The sequence below is a fragment of the Pontimicrobium aquaticum genome, assembly GCF_005047595.1.
GTDB lineage: Bacteria > Bacteroidota > Bacteroidia > Flavobacteriales > Flavobacteriaceae > Pontimicrobium > Pontimicrobium aquaticum.
In genome coordinates this window covers 246827-263603 of sequence record NZ_SUPL01000004.1, presented here as the reverse complement: position 1 = coordinate 263603, position 16777 = coordinate 246827, and the positions used below count along the sequence as shown (strand labels likewise).

The following is a 16777-nucleotide window of genomic DNA, read 5'->3' as shown; positions in this document are numbered from 1 at the left end:
TTAGTGCTTGATAAATTTTAAGGGCTCTGTTATATTTTTATCTGTTATAATATAATACATGCCACTTGACAAGTATGAAACATTTAAGTTAATAAAATTCCTATCAACAACTTTATATTCTTCCATTTTTTGTCCTAAAACATTATATATGCGCAATGTAGTAATGTTTAGTTGTGGATGAATTTTCACAGTAATATTATCTCTTATTAAATTACTTCCTTCAATGGTTATGCCATATTCTGGTTCTAATGTTTTATTGCTTAGCGTTTCGTTAGTTTCTAGTGTTAAAGTTACTGGTAAATGGTCGCTAAAATAATAAAGTGCATCTCTAATAGATTGACTAAATGTTGGACCACTACAATTTACTGAATTAATATTTTCATTATAACAGCTACTATTGTTGTTATTGCCATAAGCTTGGTATGTACCAGAAACAAACGAAATATCAGGGTTTGTAGCCATGTTTTCGGAAGTCATAATAAAATCAAACCTATCGTCAAAACCACCACCAGCACCTCCAAGAGCACTTGTTGTTCTTGTTGACTGCGTAAACACATCTAAATAGCTTGTGTTATTGCTCCAACTTCCAATACGATTCGCAGGATCCATCAAGGTGATATTGTTTGTTTGGTCAATTAGTTCTTGAAAAGCTGGCTCAGAAGAAGTATATAGGTTTAAATCTCCTGCAAGAAGCACATTACTATCATTTGGCATGGTGCTTAAATAGGCTACAAAAGCATCGACCATTTGTTTACGTAAATTTTTATTATCTGTACCGCTGGAAGATTTTAAATGTGTTACAAACACATCTAAATATACTGGTTTACTGGCTTGGTCTATAGTGTTTAATTTTAATTTGTAATGATTAAAATCTCGATATATAGTAGTAACTTCTGCTTGAGATTCTAGAATAAACTTGGAACTATCATAAAAAATCATATTCTGTAAATCGTTTTGATCCCCAATAGTATCATCTGAAGTGTTTTCAACAAACAAGGCTCTTTGATAGTTTGGGTTTATATCTTGCATGAGCCTTAAAATATCATCGGCACCGTCTTCGTTGTTTAATTCGCAAATCATAAATACATCTGGTAAATAATCATTTAAAATAACATCTAAATACTGAATCCTACTTACTGGTTCCTGTAAAGGAAAATTTAGCACATTGTAAAACATGGCCTTAAAGGTTTCTTGCGAATACCCAAAAAGGCTAGTAAGCATTACTATTGCTACTACATATTTTTTTACCATTCTTAGGGAGAAAGAATTAGGTTTATTAAAAATTAGGACTCAATTCGTACTTTTTATAGAACGAGTCTAGAATCTCGATAACTTCAGCTTCTGTATCTACTAGGTTGATTAGATCTAAATCGGTTGCGCTAATATTTCCAAATTTATCAAGTAATGTATCCTTAATCCAATTTATCACGCCACTCCAAAACTCTGTTCCTACTAATATAATTGGAAACTTTTCAATTTTATTGGTTTGAATAAGTGTGATAGCTTCAAATAATTCGTCTAACGTACCAAAGCCTCCAGGCATCACTACAAAGCCTTGTGAATACTTTACAAACATTACTTTTCTAACAAAGAAATAATCAAAATCAAGACTTTTGTCACTATCAATATATGGGTTGTCATGTTGCTCGAAAGGCAAATCTATATTTAAACCTACCGAAGTTCCTCCGCCTAAATGCGCGCCTTTATTACCAGCTTCCATAATTCCTGGTCCACCACCAGTAATAACACCATAGCCAGCTTCCACAATTTCTTTAGCAATGCTTTGTGCTAATTTGTAATATTTGTTATCAGGTTTTGTTCTTGCTGAACCAAATATGGAAATACAAGGTCCTATGCGACTCATTTTTTCAAAACCGTTTACAAACTCACCCATAATTTTAAAAATTGCCCAGGAGTCGTTTGTTTTTATTTCATTCCAACCTTTTGGATGTAAACTTTTATTCATCTTTTCGCTTCAATTTTATTTTATACCAAACGCTAATTTAGTTCTTTTTTTAGGAACTTAGCTGTATAGCTCTTAGGGTGCTTAGCGACAGCTTCTGGAGTGCCTTCAACTACTATTTGTCCACCACCTTTTCCACCTTCATAACCAATATCAATAATATGATCTACTGTTTTAATAACATCCATATTGTGTTCAATAATCAATACCGTATTGCCTTTGTCAACTAACTTATTGAGTACTAGCATGAGTACGCGAATGTCCTCAAAATGCAATCCAGTAGTTGGTTCATCCAAAATATAGAAGGTGTTTCCTGTGTCGCGTTTGCTTAATTCGGTAGCTAGTTTAATGCGTTGTGCTTCACCACCAGAAAGGGTTGTGCTTTGTTGTCCTAACGAGATGTAGCCCAAACCAACATCTTGTATGGTTTTTAGTTTTCGGTATATTTTTGGGATGTGTTCAAAAAATGGGACTGCTTCGTCAATCGTCATGTTTAATACATCGCTAATCGATTTTCCTTTGTAACGAATTTCCAAAGTTTCACGATTAAAGCGTTTACCCTGACAGGTTTCACATTCTACATACACATCTGGTAGAAAATTCATTTCTATAACACGCAAACCACCACCTTTACAGGTTTCACAACGTCCACCAGCAACATTAAAGCTAAAACGACCAGGTTTATAACCTCTAATCATTGCTTCAGGAATTTTAGCAAACAGGCTACGTATTTCACTAAACACACCTGTATAAGTAGCAGGATTACTTCGTGGCGTACGTCCAATTGGCGACTGATTAATATCAATCACTTTATCAATATGCTTTAAGCCAGTAATCTTTTTATATGGCATTGGTGTTTTTACACCATTAAAGTAATAGTTGTTTAAAATAGGGTAGAGCGTTTCGTTAATTAACGTCGATTTCCCACTCCCAGACACACCAGTCACACCAATCATTTTTCCTAAAGGAAATTTTACAGATACATTTTTTAAGTTGTTTCCTGTACAACCAGTTAGAGTCATTGTTTTCCCATTGCCTTTACGACGTTTTTTTGGAATTTCAATTTCTTTGGTGCCGTTTAAGTAATCGGCTGTAAGTGTATGATGCGCTTTAAGCTCATCAGGTGTGCCTTCACTAATAATTTCGCCACCATGTTTTCCTGCAAAAGGACCAATATCGATCACGTGGTCTGCACGCTCAATCATGTCTTTGTCATGCTCTACCACAATGACTGAATTACCAATATCTCTCAAAGAGATTAACGAATTTATCAACTTTTCGTTATCACGCTGATGCAAGCCAATACTTGGCTCATCTAGAATATAGAGCACGCCAACCAATTGCGACCCTATTTGAGTTGCTAAACGAATACGCTGTGCTTCACCACCAGATAAGGATTTTGAGCTCCTATCTAAAGTTAAGTATGTTAAGCCAACATCCAATAAAAACTGAATACGTGCTTTTATTTCTTTGATAATTTCTTCGGAAATGGTTTTTTGCTTGTCCGATAAATGGGTGTCTAAATCTTTAAACCATGCTGCTAAATCAACAATATCCAAATTGGCTAATTCCGAAATGTTTTTACCATTAACTTTAAAGTACAACGATTCTTTTTTTAATCGAGAGCCTTCGCATTCCGAACACACTACCTTATCCATATAGTCTTTTGCCCAACGTTTTATGGACGTAGATTCGGCATTTTTATACTGACTTTCAATAAAATTAGCAATCCCTTCAAAATCGATGTTATAGTTACGCGATACACCAAGCGTTTTGCTATCCACAGTAAATTTTTCGTTGCCACCATACAAAATCATCTCTAAGGCGTCCTTTGGAATTTTGCTAATTGGGTCTGCCAAATCAAACTTAAAGCGTATAGCTATGGCTTCTAATTGTTTGAAAATCCAAGAGTTTTTTTGTGGGCCTTGCGGTGCTAAACCACCATGTTTTATGGATATATTTGGGTCTGGAATTATCTTATCTTCATTTACTTGGTATAACGTACCTATACCATTACACTTACTACAAGCGCCTTTTGGCGAGTTGAACGAAAAATTATTTGGCTCAGGATTTGGATACGAAATCCCAGACGAAGGACACATTAAATTTCTACTAAAATAGCGCACGTCGTTGGTGTCGTTATCAATCACCATAAGCACATTATCACCATGATACATAGCTGTGTTAATGCTTTCTGTAAGGCGTTTATCGTTATCGACAGTCTCGTCAATTTTAAGTCTGTCAATCACAATCTCTATATCGTGAGTTTTGTAACGATCCAGCTTCATGCCTTTTACAAGGTCTTTAACCTCGCCATCGGTACGTACTTTTACAAAGCCTTGTTTGGCAATTTGCTCAAACAGTTCGCGATAATGCCCTTTTCTAGAACGAATCACAGGTGCTAAAATATTGATGCGTTTACCAGCGAAACTCTCAATAATCAGCGTTTTTATTTGCTCGTCGCTATAGCTTACCATTTTTTCGCCTGTATTGTAGCTGTATGCATCACTCGCACGAGCGTACAGCAGACGTAAAAAATCATAAATTTCGGTAATGGTACCAACGGTTGATCGTGGTGACTTACTCGTGGTTTTTTGCTCTATGGCAATCACAGGCGAGAGGCCATCAATTTTATCGACATCAGGACGTTCCAAGCCACCTAAAAACTGTCGCGCATAGGCCGAAAACGTTTCAATATAGCGTCGTTGCCCTTCGGCATAAATCGTATCGAACGCCAAGGATGATTTACCACTCCCGGACAAGCCTGTAATAACCACTAGTTTTTCTCTAGGGATGGTCACATCTATGTTTTTAAGGTTGTGAACTCGTGCTCCTTGTACGTCTATGTTTTCTTCGAAATTGGTCATAACATGGCAAAGTTGCAAAGGTACAGATTTTATAGGTAAATAGGAAGTAACATACTAACAGGGTATTGTTGATAAATGAGGCTTATATACGTAGAAGTACGTATTGATTTTCTTACTAAAAATAACTACTTTCGTTTGACAGTTGATAAACTGTAATTAAAGCTGAATTTATCTTAACCGTTGGCAATAATTAATCAGTGAATTTTAAATCAGAAAATTTAATACTTATCATAGGAAATGGTTTTGACCTAGCTCACAACTATAAGACATCGTATAATGACTTTGCAAATCACATTATTGATAAAAAACTCTCTGCCGAAATAATGGAATTCGGATCTTCAGTAAAAGAGTCAAAATTTATCTTTAAAAGCTTTTTAAATGAAATTAATCGAAATCATCTTTTTAATGAAAATGGAAATTTCATTCAACGTCTGACAGCTCACAAAATTCTTAAAACTCCTGAAAAATTACCAGATACACTTAATTTATTTTCAAGTCAATTAAAACAAATACTCAATAATAGGTTTTTAGGTAAACTATTTGGCAACCAGTTCGAAAATTGGTTTGATATAGAAAATGCTTATTTTTTTGAATTAATTTCAATTTTTAAAACAACTAATTCTAAAGCACAAAAAACAAAAGAAATTGTAGAGTTAAATAATAATCTTATTGAGATAAAAGAAACTCTTTTTGAATACTTAAAAACCATAAAAACTGAACCTAACAGATATGTAAAGAAGTTTTTTAATTCAATTAATATAGATTCTTTCCAAAATGTTTATGTTATAAATTTCAATTACACCATTTCAATTGAAAACTATATAGAGCAATCTGACAAAATAAAAATAAATTACATACATGGCGACATTGATTCCAAAGACATAATTTTTGGATATGGAAATGATCAGCATCCTAATTATAAAGACATCAAAGCTACTGAAATAGACGAATTCCTGCGTTTTTTCAAAACTTTTGAATATCTCAATAACAACAAATATAATTCAGTTTATGAAGATGCACTTGAATATTTCGACGAATATGATGTTGTAATTATTGGCCACTCATTAGCACAAACAGATAAAACCTTGTTAAAAGAAATTCTAAATAATCAAAAGTGTAATAGAATTCACCTTTTTAAAAGAAGTGATTTAAAGAATGATTTATCCAATATTAGAGAAGCATTTAATAAGCAGATATATTCAATTAGTCGAATAATTGATAATGAAAAAGATTTAAGAGTAAAACTCAAAAACTATGAGGAGAGCACATTTTTCCCATAGATTAACTATTGCTAACAAAGAACTGAGTTTAAAGAAACAAGTGTGAACCTTTGAAAAATCAACAACTATCTAAAATTGAAATGACAAAAATATTCTTAAATGAGTATTACTTTGGCTATGGTATCCCTTATATGATATTAAGACTTTCAGCAGGACCATTAATACTCATTATGGGAATTAACCAATATACTAACGGAAATACAAAAGCAGGAATTGGTTATGCAGGGTTTATGATTTTCTTTGGTGTTTATTATATGCTTAAGCCATTTATTGTGTTGCTTTATTTAAAAAGTTGGTACAATAATTTTGATGTTGAGGTTTCTATTCAAGCTGATAAACTGCTTTTGCAAAAAGGGAAAATAAAATCGGAAGTTGATTACTCTGAAATTGATAAGGCTCATAAAAGAAAGGCCTATTATAAATTAAGTCTTTCCTCTAAACAAGAGCTGTACTTGCCAACTAAAAATTTAGAAACATCAGAATTAAAAATTCTTGAAAACTTAATCCTCTAGGCTATCCCCTGTTCCCGCGCGAATCTTTCGCGTGGATTTTTAATTTTTTTAATCCAGTTCCTATTTAAAAAGCTTTACTATTTTTAAACAAAGCTAAAATAAGTGAGCAGAAATTATAAATTTCGTAATCCAGAAGGTTTGTATTTTGTGAGTTTTGCTGTAGTAGGTTGGTTAGATGTTTTTACAAGGCACCAATACAAAGATTTACTTTTAGAAAGCTTAAGTTATTGCCAAAAAAACAAAGGAATGGAAATACATGCTTGGTGCATCATGACCAACCATGTTCATTTAATTTTTAGAAGTATTGAACATCAAAAACCAGAATTATTATTAGGAGATTTTAAACGATTTACAAGTAAATCTGTTATTAAAGCCATTCAAGAAAACCCAAGAGAAAGCAGGAAAGAGTTTTTATTGGCTTGTTTTAAAAAGGAAGCTCAAAAGAGTTCAAATACCACTAATTTTCAATTCTGGCGTCATGACAATAAGCCTATTGAACTATGGAGCAATGGGGTTATTCAACAAAAAATAAATTACATTCATAATAATCCAGTTAAGGAAGGCATTGTTTTTAAAGCAGAAGATTATAAATACAGTAGTGCAGTAGTGCGGCAGATTATGCTGGAGAAAAAGGATTGTTAGATAATGTTTGTGTCTTTCAGAATTTTAAGGGTTAATACCACGCGAAAGATTCGCGCGGTAACATTTGACTAGTAACTGAGGTGATTTTTGGAAAAGAAGTTATTACAAGGTTACCTAAAATAGTTAAGGCTTGGACTATCGATGAATAAATAATGATTTTCCAACAGTATTATAAAAAATAGCGGTTTGGGTGCTTAAACGAAACCTAAAATCTTTAACAATGTATTTAGCAATGCGTTGTATTTATATGTAAATTTACAGTCCGTTTTAATAAAACAACGTTACATGAAAAATTTAAAATTAGTTGCTTTAAGCTTTCTACTTATAGCAGTATTAGCATGCAAGGAGTCTAAAAAAAATGATGCTACTAAAACACAAGAAGCTCAAACTTCAGAAAACACATTTAGTTTGGTAAAAGATTCTACAAAAGTAAAGTTTACCGCTTATAAAACCACGGATAAAATAGCTATTGGTGGTGAATTTAAAAAAGTAAACATCACCAATATTGGTAATGGCGAAACGGCTTTAGAAGCCCTTAATGGAGCTAAATTCAGTATTCCTGTAAGTAGTTTATTTACCAATGATATTACCAATACAAGGGACCCTAAAATTTTGGAGTTCTTTTTTAATGTTATGAATGACCCTGAATTTATTTCAGGTGTGTTTAAGGTAGCAGACAATAATACCTGCTCGATAGATGTTACGTTAAATGGAAACACTGAGACTATTCCACTAACATATACCGCTTCTAGCGATACCAACCTTTCTTTTGATGGTGTTATGCATTTAGAAAAATGGGATGCCATGGAGGCACTTGCTTCATTGCATAAAGCTTGCGAACTATTACATACAGGTGAAGATGGTGTTAGTAAAACTTGGAGTGAAGTGGCTTTACATGTCGATATTTTACTTAAAAGACTTTAAATAGTTAAATGAAGCCATAGGCTATGTCTCGATAAATATATGAGAACCCTCTCTGTAAAAAGTATCACAAGTATTGCTTTATTGATAGTAACTCTGGTTTCTTGTCATTCTCCTGCCTATATATCAGGACATATAGAAGGTAGCATAACAAAAGATGTAAAGCTGTACCTCATTGAACCAGACCTTTTGAACGAGGTGGCTGCTTCCTATTTTGGTCGGGTTATAGATTCGGCTGTAGTATATCCTGATGGCAGCTTTGAGTTCCGCAACTTGCCAACATCTAAAAATCCTATGTTACTGGAGTTGGTCATACAAACATCTGGAAAAACACCTAACTATAAGCAAACAGACGACCCAACAAGCTCTAATTACATGCCACTATTATGGCAATTGGGTGAGCCATTGTATGTGACAGCTAAATTAGAGAGTTTTCAAAAAAGTTTGTCTATACAACAACCTTCTGAGGTTAATAAAGCGTTGCTAGATTTAAGAGATATCAACCAGAATGCCTACCAAACCCATCTTGCTGGAAAGGAGTGGCAATTAGAAGATGGTAAGGAATTGTTAGAAAAAGAACAGGCTGTATTACAGTACCGAAATGAGTTGATAACGTTTGCAGATAGCACAAAGTACCTTATGCCAGCACTAGTGGCTTTAAGATGGGTAAGCCCAGTGAATGATTATGAACGTGTACCAGAATTTTTAGTGGAACAATGCACAAAGTGGAAGCAACAACCAGAACATCCTTGGGTAGAACAGCTTTGTAAACAAAGTGAACTCTCTAATTTGCCAGTATTGGTAGGAAATACATTCCCAAACCTAGAGCTTCCCACAATCAACAAAGACACTCTTTTGGTGAACAACCAATTGGGCAATAAGCTTACTATTATAGACTTGTGGGCATCGTGGTGTGCACCTTGCCGAATCGAAAACCGTGAGATTTTAGTCCCTCTTTGGGATGATTATCATGACCAAGGATTGCAAATTATAGCTTACAGTCTAGAAAGTGATGCCTCTGCATGGAAAACCGCTGTTGAGCGAGATGGAGCAGACCGCTGGATACAAGCATCGGAGTTACAAGGGGATGATGCACCCTTCTTGAAAAAAATTCGCATTCAAACCATTCCAGCCAACTTTATTCTTGACGATAAAGGTGTGGTTATAGCCAAAAATATTCACGGAAAAGCGTTAGTGGATTTGGTAAAAAGTTATATGCAGAATTAAAATAACATGTGGGCTATTACCAGCCACCACCTCCGCCGCCTCCGCCGCCTCCGCCAGAGAAGCCACCACCACCAGAACCGCTGCCACTACTTGATGGTGGTGTAGCAGATTTGCTAATGGAATTAGATAACGATGAGTTTAGTGTATGGTTAAAGGCTGCGAAATTACCAATACGACCTCCAGAGTACCATGTTGGTTGATAGCTTTGGTCTATAAGCGATTTATCGATTAAATTTTGGAATTTTTCTCCCCAAACATCTTCAGCACCTAATACTACAGCGTAAGGCAATAATGTTTCAAAAATTTCAGGCGTTAAATGAGGTGGATTAAAATGGGCAATTTGTTTTTCTTCGGCGGCACTCATATACATTTTAAAGCCATCGATCAACGATTTGAGCTTCAGTTTTTCAACACTAGGTTTTCTAATTAAATATTGATAAATCAAGAAAAATGTAAAATTAACAACCAGAAATACAATGAGCACTAATACATCATGTTCACCTTGAAAGTATTGTGTCGTAAGAAAGATAAATATGAAGATATAAGCGAATATGGTTAAAATAGGCACTAGCCAAAACTTAAAATTAAAACCTTGATAAATTAAGCTTTTATGTTGCTTTCTTAATGAGGATTTAAACGCAGACACAGCACTTTGTACTTTGGAATTGTACTTACCATCTAATACTAACGTAGATGCACTTGAAAACAACTTTTTAAATAATATACGCTCTTCATCGTTAAGTTCTCCAGAGTCGTCCTTTACTTTGCGAATGGTAAACTGTTTGCTTTTAAACAAGCCAAACACATAGTCTTCATTATCTTCTTCAATTTTAAGATAGCCTTTTACTGCTAAATTTAAAATGGAACCTGTAATTAAATCGCCATGATAACGGAACTTATCTAGCATACCTATAGAGGCAGGTGTCATGTTGTTTGGAACTTCAAACTGTGGATATACTGTTGGCTTAGGTGGGTCGATACCAAATTTTAACCAAGTAAATCCGTAATAAAACAGGAGTGCTAAACTAATGAAGCCACTTAAAATTAGTGCACCAAACTTTTGAAGAAACGTTGGAGGTGGAGGTGGCGGCGGTTGATTAACGATGCCTTTATTAAAACCTACAGCTATGGTTAAGTTTTCACCAGCTCTTAAATTATCGGCTGTAAAGCTTATGATATTCTTAGAGAGCGTCGTTGAGTTACAATTAGAACTATTACTACCATAGCTTCCAGTATAGCAGGCATTTTGAATAATGTTTCCGCCATCAGGAAGTGTAATTTTACTAGACACCTGACCAAAAGGTAAAGCCCAATCAAAACCATTAACATTCCAATAAATTTCGTCGTAAGTATCAAAAAAACGAATTTGTCCACTCATACTATAGGTAATGGTATAATGGTATTCGCCTTCGCTTAAAAATACATCACTTTCACCAACATAAATGGTCATGTTGTTACTGCTTTTTTCGGTATGGTATTTAGATTTGCTACCATCTCTTTCCACAGATACTATTTTATAATCCAGTTTTACTCGATTGCCTGAACTATCTACCATTACAGTTGGGATAGTACGTGTAATGCCTCTTTTAAAAATAGTTCCGTTGGCATATACTTTAATAGATTCTTTTACAGTAATGGTACTTGAGGTATCTACTTCTATATCTGAATGAAAAGAAAGAACTCTTTCACTTTGCGAAAACAAAGAAAAAGAGCTCGTAACTAATAGTATAATAAAAAAGAGTTGTTTCAACGCTTAAAATTTAACTTGTGGATTTTGTCTTTCTGCGTCAGTGTCAATTTCAAAAAATGCAGCTTTAGTAAATTTTGTTAATCCAGCAATAAGGTTTGAAGGAAACGAGTCTATTAAAATATTATAATCTCGCGTGGTTCCATTATAGTATCTTCTGGATTTTTCAATGTCAGATTCAATCACAGACAATTCATCTTGCAAGCTTAAAAAGTTCTCATTGGCTTTTAACTCAGGATATTGCTCTGCTACTGCAAACAAATTTAATAGAGATTTATTTAATTGATTTTCAGCGGCTTGTTGTCCTTCAACGGTTGTGGCACTTTGTGCTTGGTTTCTAGCCTTTGTCACATTTTCAAAGGTTTCTTTCTCGTGACTTGCATACCCTTTTACCGTTTCTACTAAGTTTGGAATTAAATTATAACGTTTTTTTAATTGTACGTCTATACCACTCCAAGCTTCAGCTACAAGTGTATTTAGTTTTACTAATCTGTTGTAAATTCCAATTCCATAAAAAACTACAAGAATTATAAAACCAATTAATGCGTAAACCATAATTATTGTTATTAATATTTAAGAACTAAAGATATTAAAAAAAATAATGAAAAATGCTGTAACAAAAAGAAACAGTAAATCGTTATCCCAAAAATATTTGATATACTTGTAGTAGCAATTAAAACTTTAAACAAACTAAAAATGAGATTATTAGATAGAGCTACTCGATTGTTTACATTTTTCATGTTAGCCTTAATTAGCATTTCGTGTCAAGATGAGGTACAAAAAGCAGATTTAGTCATTACCAATGCAACTATATGGACAGGTAACGACAATCAGCCTATAGCCGAGTCTATGGCTATATCTGGAGATACCATTCTTTTTGTAGGAAGCCATGAAGACGTGTCGAAGTTTATAGGAGAAAACACCAAAATTAAAGACGCCAACGGAAAGTTTGTAACACCTGGTTTTATTGATAGTCATGTACATTTATTAACAGGAGGGTTTAATTTAAATTCGGTACAGCTAAGAGATGCTAAAACACCTGAAGCGTTTATAAAAAGGATTGAGGCCTTTGCTAAAACAGTTCCAAAAGGGTCGTGGATACTAGGAGGTGATTGGGATCATGAAAATTGGGGAGGTGAATTACCAACCAAAGAATGGATTGATGATATTACTAAAGACCATCCTGTTTTTATTACACGATTAGATGGACATATGTCGTTAGCAAACTCAGTTGCCTTAGAGTTGGCAGGTGTAACAAACAAAACATTAGATGTTGAAGGCGGCGATATTGTTAGAGCTGAAAATGGAGATGTTACAGGGTTGTTAAAAGACAATGCTGCAAATTTGGTTTGGCCTTCTGTGACTGAGCCTACTGAAGAAGAATATGAAAAAGCATTACAGGCAGCAATGACTTACTTAGCTTCCAACGGTGTAACCTCGGTACATCATATGTCTGCAGCAGGACATTACAATGTGCTTAAAAAAGTAAAAGCAAAAAATGAACTAATAACACGTATTTATGCCATGTATCCTCTTACAGATTGGAATCGTTTAAAGAGTGAAATAGATGCTAATGGAGCAGGCGATAATTGGTTAAAGGTTGGAGGTTTAAAAGGATTTGTAGATGGATCGTTAGGGTCGCATACTGCTGCATTTTTTGAGCCTTATACTGATAATCCTTCAGATAATGGGTTTTTTGTGATGCCAATCGATACGATTTATAAACATGTAAAGGCAGCTGATAAAGCAGAACTGCAAGTGATGATACATGCTATTGGTGACAAGGCAATTAATAATCTGCTTAATACTTTTGAAACCGTTCAAGAAGAAAATGGAGAAAGAGACAGAAGGTTTAGAATAGAGCATGCACAACATATATCACCAGATGATTTTAAGCGATTTTCAGAACTTAATGTCATACCTAGCATGCAACCTTATCATGCAATTGACGATGGTAGGTGGGCAGAAAAATTAATAGGTGCAGAGCGAATTAAAACCACTTATGCTTTTAAATCATTATTAGATGCTGAAGCAAAATTAGCCTTTGGTAGTGATTGGTTTGTAGCGCCACCAACACCATTAATGGGTATATATGCCGCAGTAACCCGTAGAACTTTAGATGATAAAAACCCTGAAGGTTGGGTGGCTGAACAAAAAATAACAGTAGAGCAAGCACTTACAGCTTATACTAAAAATGCTGCCTATAGCTCATTTGAGGAAAATATAAAAGGCACGCTTGAATCAGGGAAATTGGCAGATTTTGTAATTATTAATGGCGATCTAACAACAGTAAACCCTAATAATATCAAGGACTTAAAAATATTAGAGACTTATGTAGGAGGTAAAAAAGTTTACGACTACTCAAATAATTAAAAAAGATTTAGATGGAGTTTTTTAGAATTGTAAAAGTAGAGACACAAAGTGAAGATATTCAAGAGGTATTGACGCTTGAAAATCTAGAGTCAATGACTAATGAAATGATTGTTATTGATGCTAATAACGAATCAGAAGCTAGCATTGGTGGTATTTGGGGTGAATTTACTTTAACTAGAAATAACATTAGAGGAGGACTGCGTTTTGCATTGTTAGAATGTCCTAATGCTTTAACGTGGACCATTACTACAGGATTTAATCCAGATCCTGAGGCTGTAATTATTCATTTAACAATTAACAGGCAGCAACCAAAAGAAACTTTTATAGAGGAGATAGAAGAGTTTTTAGACGATCACAGTAATTGTTTGCAACAAATTTTTAAGAAACAAAATGTTAACAGAGAAGCATAATCTATAAAGCACTATTTATAGTTTTAAATGTCTTTTAAATTTTTTAATTGCTATAAATTAAAAAATCAATATACTTGTGAAGTGATTACAATAGATTCCCACTTTCGTGGGAGCTTTAAATAAATTTAAAATGAGATTATTAGGCATAGGCTCCAGAATTAACCATCCAGATTATGGTAAAGGCGTGGTTACCAATGTTACTTCAAGACATTATTGGGTAACATTTATTGATAATGGTTTAGAAACCATAGAACTAGACAGTGAGTTTGAAGTGATAGAACGCGCAAATGCAGACGATGTAGATACTGTAAGCTTATTTGATGTAGAAAGTAGTTTAGTTGATATCCTTAAAAAATGGAGCGATGCGAGTGAAGTAGTACCTATTGCAGATAAATGGAAAGGTGGGCAGCTTATTTTAGAACCAGGAGATACAGCGCTACAAGGTAAAGAAATACCTATTGATACATTTTTTCATAAAATAGTGATGGTTCGTGACAGACTGCGTGTGATGGAGCAAAAAATAAATTCCAGTAAAAACCTTGACGAACAAGAAAAGATCGATTTGCAACAATACATTACTAGATGTTATGGTAGTTTAACCACATTTAATGTATTGTTTAAACAAAAAACGCAACAGTTTTCAGGACAGAGTAGTAAGTAAAACATTGTCATTGCGAGGACAAAGGACGTGGCAATCTGTATATCACTAACGTCATGGCGAACACAGTGAAGCAATCTGTTTAGTTTTTAATTCTGATTAAGAAGATTACTTCGTCGATTTTCTCCTCGTAATGAGGATAAACATTATCGTGTCGTTTTAATATGGTTTATTTCAAAACCAAAGAACAATACTTTATGAAACGTTGGGAGTTGTGCTCCTGTGGTGGTAGTTGTCCAATCACTCCAAGAAGCTTCTAAGCCATCCATTGGTAAAAGGTCTGTCCACATTTTAAACTTTACTGGTTTTCCAGAAGCATCAAACGACCATAAATACGAATCGCCTGGAGTTGTGCCTCCTTGTGTATAAGTGACAAGCAAAGCATCTTTGCCATCTCGTTTTACAAGGCTACGTTTCACACCATCGTCATAGACTTTGTAAGGAGCTACTAGCCAAAAAGAGTCATTATTAAAGTAATTTATAGCTGTGTTAACAAGTTGATCTCTTTGTTTGCCAATAATATTAAAACTATGTACATAGGCTTTACTACGCTCAGGAAAGCCAAGATGTAAATCTACTTTATATTCTTTCCAACGAACAGTACACAAGTTATTGGCTTTATCCCATTCGTAACGACGTTTGTTTTGGTAGGTCCACTCAATATACTCTGTTTTTTTATAAGCTTCAAAGTTTAGCACATCTAGCATCTTATCAGCTAAGGCATCAGCAGCTTCATCTTGAATACCAACAGGTACATCTTCATTATATTTAAAATAAATGTAGCCTATAAAGAGCAAGGTAGGTAATGTAAAAAACACTACTACACCAGCAATAATCTTTATAGTTTTTTTTAATTGCATTTATATAATATTCCTAATAGCTTCTTTTCGACTCAACGGTTTTAAACTGGTGGAATTTACAAAATTTAATACGGATTGAGGGTTAGTTTTTCCATATTCTCGAAGTGCCCAACCAATAGCTTTTTGTATAAAGAATTCGTTAGAGTCTTTATGAGCTATACATTGATTAAACAACAATTTTTCATTTGTATTGTGTTTATAGCCTAGTTGAAAAATAATAGTACTTCTATGTAACCACATATTATCTACGTTTGAAAACTTAGTTATGGTAGTTTTTACCATATTTGGATATAAGGTTAGATAGTTGCCTAAAATCCATTTAGCAATAAAGTCAACCGTGTCCCACCATGAGTTAGTACTGATGCGTTTTTCAATTAAGGTAATATCACTTTCAACGTATTTTTTACGAAGGTATTTATCAAAAATCTCAATGGCAGTTAAATGAAACTCTCGTTGTGGTAATTTATATAATTGAAACGTAAGCTCACGAATATTTGTTATTACTTCCTCTTTGTTGTTTTCAATAGCTTGTTTTAAAAGTGTACGACGCTCTTTGGTTTTTATACCATAAAACTCAAACTGACCTCTCATGTAGTTTTTCATATGAGATGCATTTTCAGCATTGGCATGCTTACGATACAGGTTGGTGAGGTCTTCTATAAACATATATTACAATGTTTTTTGAGCATATAAATAGTCTAATTTTTCTTTAGCAAAGGCAATGAGCTCTTCAAAAAATGAGGTGAATTCTGTTTCAAACTCTTCGTAAAATTCTTCAAGTTCGTTTACGGCTAAATTCATTTGTGATCTGTTATGAGTTCTTCGGTTCATACCCTCTAAAACCTTTGCAATACCTTCTACAGAAGCATAACTCAATAACCAGTTATTGGTAATCATGTATGGCATCATTTTTTGAATACGTAAAGGCAAAATATCGAAATGTTCTTCTAGTGAATCATAAAAATGCTCGACATACTCATCTAAAGGAGTATCACAATATTTATCCCAGTTTTTGGCTAAAAAATGATCATACAATATATCTACAATCACACCAGAATAATGGCTGTACTTTTCATGTAATCGTTTGGTGCTTTTTCTAACAGTTTCGTGAGCATCTGTAAAAGTATCGATTTCACGATGTAGTAAAATACCAATTTGGAGTTCTCTATCGTATTTCCGATAATTTTTCCCCTTAATGCCATCTGCCATAAAATTGCCAATGGTTACTAAATCGTTATCACCTGAAAGATAAATATGTGCTAAAAAATTCATTGGTCGAATTTACAAATTCGTGACGAGGAATACAGTTTTGAAATA

At 34.0% G+C, this 16777-nt stretch carries 16 protein-coding genes; 8 read left to right on the top strand and 8 right to left on the bottom strand.

Features of this window, described 5'->3' with window-relative positions:
• Genes E5167_RS09085 through uvrA form a run of 3 tightly spaced genes read right to left on the bottom strand, consistent with a single transcriptional unit; the run spans position 1 to position 4830 of the window.
• Complete coding sequence (locus tag E5167_RS09085; RefSeq protein WP_136843260.1) at positions 1 to 1251, bottom strand: T9SS type A sorting domain-containing protein; 1251 nt, start codon at positions 1249 to 1251, stop codon at positions 1 to 3.
• 25 nt (positions 1252 to 1276) lie between these two features.
• Positions 1277 to 1966, bottom strand: a complete 690-nt coding sequence (locus E5167_RS09080; RefSeq protein ID WP_136843258.1) for an LOG family protein — start codon at positions 1964 to 1966, stop codon at positions 1277 to 1279.
• 32 nt (positions 1967 to 1998) lie between these two features.
• Complete coding sequence (uvrA, locus tag E5167_RS09075) at positions 1999 to 4830, bottom strand: excinuclease ABC subunit UvrA (RefSeq protein ID WP_136843256.1); 2832 nt, start codon at positions 4828 to 4830, stop codon at positions 1999 to 2001.
• 197 nt (positions 4831 to 5027) lie between these two features.
• Between uvrA and E5167_RS09070 the strand changes: the two genes are divergently transcribed.
• The 5 genes from E5167_RS09070 to E5167_RS09050 all read left to right on the top strand — a co-directional run bounded on the left by E5167_RS09070 (position 5028) and on the right by E5167_RS09050 (position 9412).
• Entirely contained in the window at positions 5028 to 6110 is a 1083-nt protein-coding gene (locus tag E5167_RS09070) for an AbiH family protein (RefSeq protein ID WP_136843254.1), read from the top strand.
• Between the two features lie 80 nt (positions 6111 to 6190).
• Entirely contained in the window at positions 6191 to 6622 is a 432-nt protein-coding gene (locus tag E5167_RS09065; RefSeq protein ID WP_136843252.1) for a hypothetical protein, read from the top strand.
• Positions 6623 to 6724: 102 nt separating this feature from the next.
• Positions 6725 to 7264: an REP-associated tyrosine transposase gene (locus E5167_RS09060; RefSeq protein ID WP_169301407.1), complete on the top strand. Its 540-nt coding sequence runs from the start codon at positions 6725 to 6727 to the stop codon at positions 7262 to 7264.
• 285 nt (positions 7265 to 7549) lie between these two features.
• On the top strand, positions 7550 to 8188 hold the full coding sequence (locus E5167_RS09055) for a YceI family protein (protein WP_136843250.1): 639 nt from the start codon (positions 7550 to 7552) through the stop codon (positions 8186 to 8188).
• A 39-nt stretch (positions 8189 to 8227) separates the two neighbouring features.
• A complete protein-coding gene (locus E5167_RS09050) occupies positions 8228 to 9412 on the top strand; it encodes a TlpA family protein disulfide reductase (protein ID WP_136843248.1) in 1185 nt (394 codons plus the stop codon).
• Between the two features lie 16 nt (positions 9413 to 9428).
• On the opposite strand, the gene E5167_RS09045 is transcribed toward E5167_RS09050, so the two are convergent.
• Positions 9429 to 11162: a DUF2207 domain-containing protein gene (locus tag E5167_RS09045; RefSeq protein WP_136843246.1), complete on the bottom strand. Its 1734-nt coding sequence runs from the start codon at positions 11160 to 11162 to the stop codon at positions 9429 to 9431.
• Between the two features lie 3 nt (positions 11163 to 11165).
• Positions 11166 to 11714 carry a LemA family protein gene (locus E5167_RS09040; protein WP_136843243.1) on the bottom strand — a complete coding sequence of 183 codons (549 nt, stop codon included), beginning with the start codon at positions 11712 to 11714 and terminating at the stop codon, positions 11166 to 11168.
• Between the two features lie 141 nt (positions 11715 to 11855).
• Here E5167_RS09040 and E5167_RS09035 point away from each other — a divergent pair, with 141 nt between their 5' ends.
• The 3 genes from E5167_RS09035 to E5167_RS09025 all read left to right on the top strand — a co-directional run bounded on the left by E5167_RS09035 (position 11856) and on the right by E5167_RS09025 (position 14603).
• The gene (locus E5167_RS09035) at positions 11856 to 13532 is read left to right on the top strand and encodes an amidohydrolase (protein WP_211242142.1); all 1677 of its coding nucleotides are present in this window, start codon (positions 11856 to 11858) and stop codon (positions 13530 to 13532) included.
• 11 nt (positions 13533 to 13543) lie between these two features.
• Complete coding sequence (locus E5167_RS09030; RefSeq protein WP_136843242.1) at positions 13544 to 13942, top strand: hypothetical protein; 399 nt, start codon at positions 13544 to 13546, stop codon at positions 13940 to 13942.
• Between the two features lie 130 nt (positions 13943 to 14072).
• The gene (locus E5167_RS09025; protein WP_136843241.1) at positions 14073 to 14603 is read left to right on the top strand and encodes a hypothetical protein; all 531 of its coding nucleotides are present in this window, start codon (positions 14073 to 14075) and stop codon (positions 14601 to 14603) included.
• Between the two features lie 143 nt (positions 14604 to 14746).
• On the opposite strand, the gene E5167_RS09020 is transcribed toward E5167_RS09025, so the two are convergent.
• Genes E5167_RS09020 through E5167_RS09010 form a run of 3 tightly spaced genes read right to left on the bottom strand, consistent with a single transcriptional unit; the run spans position 14747 to position 16732 of the window.
• A complete protein-coding gene (locus E5167_RS09020) occupies positions 14747 to 15460 on the bottom strand; it encodes a hypothetical protein (protein ID WP_136843239.1) in 714 nt (237 codons plus the stop codon).
• The gene (locus tag E5167_RS09015) at positions 15461 to 16126 is read right to left on the bottom strand and encodes a DNA alkylation repair protein (RefSeq protein WP_136843238.1); all 666 of its coding nucleotides are present in this window, start codon (positions 16124 to 16126) and stop codon (positions 15461 to 15463) included.
• Between the two features lie 3 nt (positions 16127 to 16129).
• Complete coding sequence (locus E5167_RS09010) at positions 16130 to 16732, bottom strand: acyl carrier protein phosphodiesterase (RefSeq protein WP_136843237.1); 603 nt, start codon at positions 16730 to 16732, stop codon at positions 16130 to 16132.
• Positions 16733 to 16777: the final 45 nt, after the last annotated feature.

Coding starts and splice junctions, on each gene's coding strand:
- E5167_RS09085 (WP_136843260.1), bottom strand. CDS start 1,251: ATGGTAAAAAAATATGTAGTAGCAATAGTAATGCTTACTAGCCTTTTT.
- E5167_RS09080 (WP_136843258.1), bottom strand. CDS start 1,966: ATGAATAAAAGTTTACATCCAAAAGGTTGGAATGAAATAAAAACAAAC.
- uvrA (WP_136843256.1), bottom strand. CDS start 4,830: ATGACCAATTTCGAAGAAAACATAGACGTACAAGGAGCACGAGTTCAC.
- E5167_RS09065 (WP_136843252.1), top strand. CDS start 6,191: ATGACAAAAATATTCTTAAATGAGTATTACTTTGGCTATGGTATCCCT.
- E5167_RS09055 (WP_136843250.1), top strand. CDS start 7,550: ATGAAAAATTTAAAATTAGTTGCTTTAAGCTTTCTACTTATAGCAGTA.
- E5167_RS09050 (WP_136843248.1), top strand. CDS start 8,228: ATGAGAACCCTCTCTGTAAAAAGTATCACAAGTATTGCTTTATTGATA.
- E5167_RS09040 (WP_136843243.1), bottom strand. CDS start 11,714: ATGGTTTACGCATTAATTGGTTTTATAATTCTTGTAGTTTTTTATGGA.
- E5167_RS09035 (WP_211242142.1), top strand. CDS start 11,856: ATGAGATTATTAGATAGAGCTACTCGATTGTTTACATTTTTCATGTTA.
- E5167_RS09030 (WP_136843242.1), top strand. CDS start 13,544: ATGGAGTTTTTTAGAATTGTAAAAGTAGAGACACAAAGTGAAGATATT.
- E5167_RS09025 (WP_136843241.1), top strand. CDS start 14,073: ATGAGATTATTAGGCATAGGCTCCAGAATTAACCATCCAGATTATGGT.
- E5167_RS09020 (WP_136843239.1), bottom strand. CDS start 15,460: ATGCAATTAAAAAAAACTATAAAGATTATTGCTGGTGTAGTAGTGTTT.
- E5167_RS09015 (WP_136843238.1), bottom strand. CDS start 16,126: ATGTTTATAGAAGACCTCACCAACCTGTATCGTAAGCATGCCAATGCT.
- E5167_RS09010 (WP_136843237.1), bottom strand. CDS start 16,732: ATGAATTTTTTAGCACATATTTATCTTTCAGGTGATAACGATTTAGTA.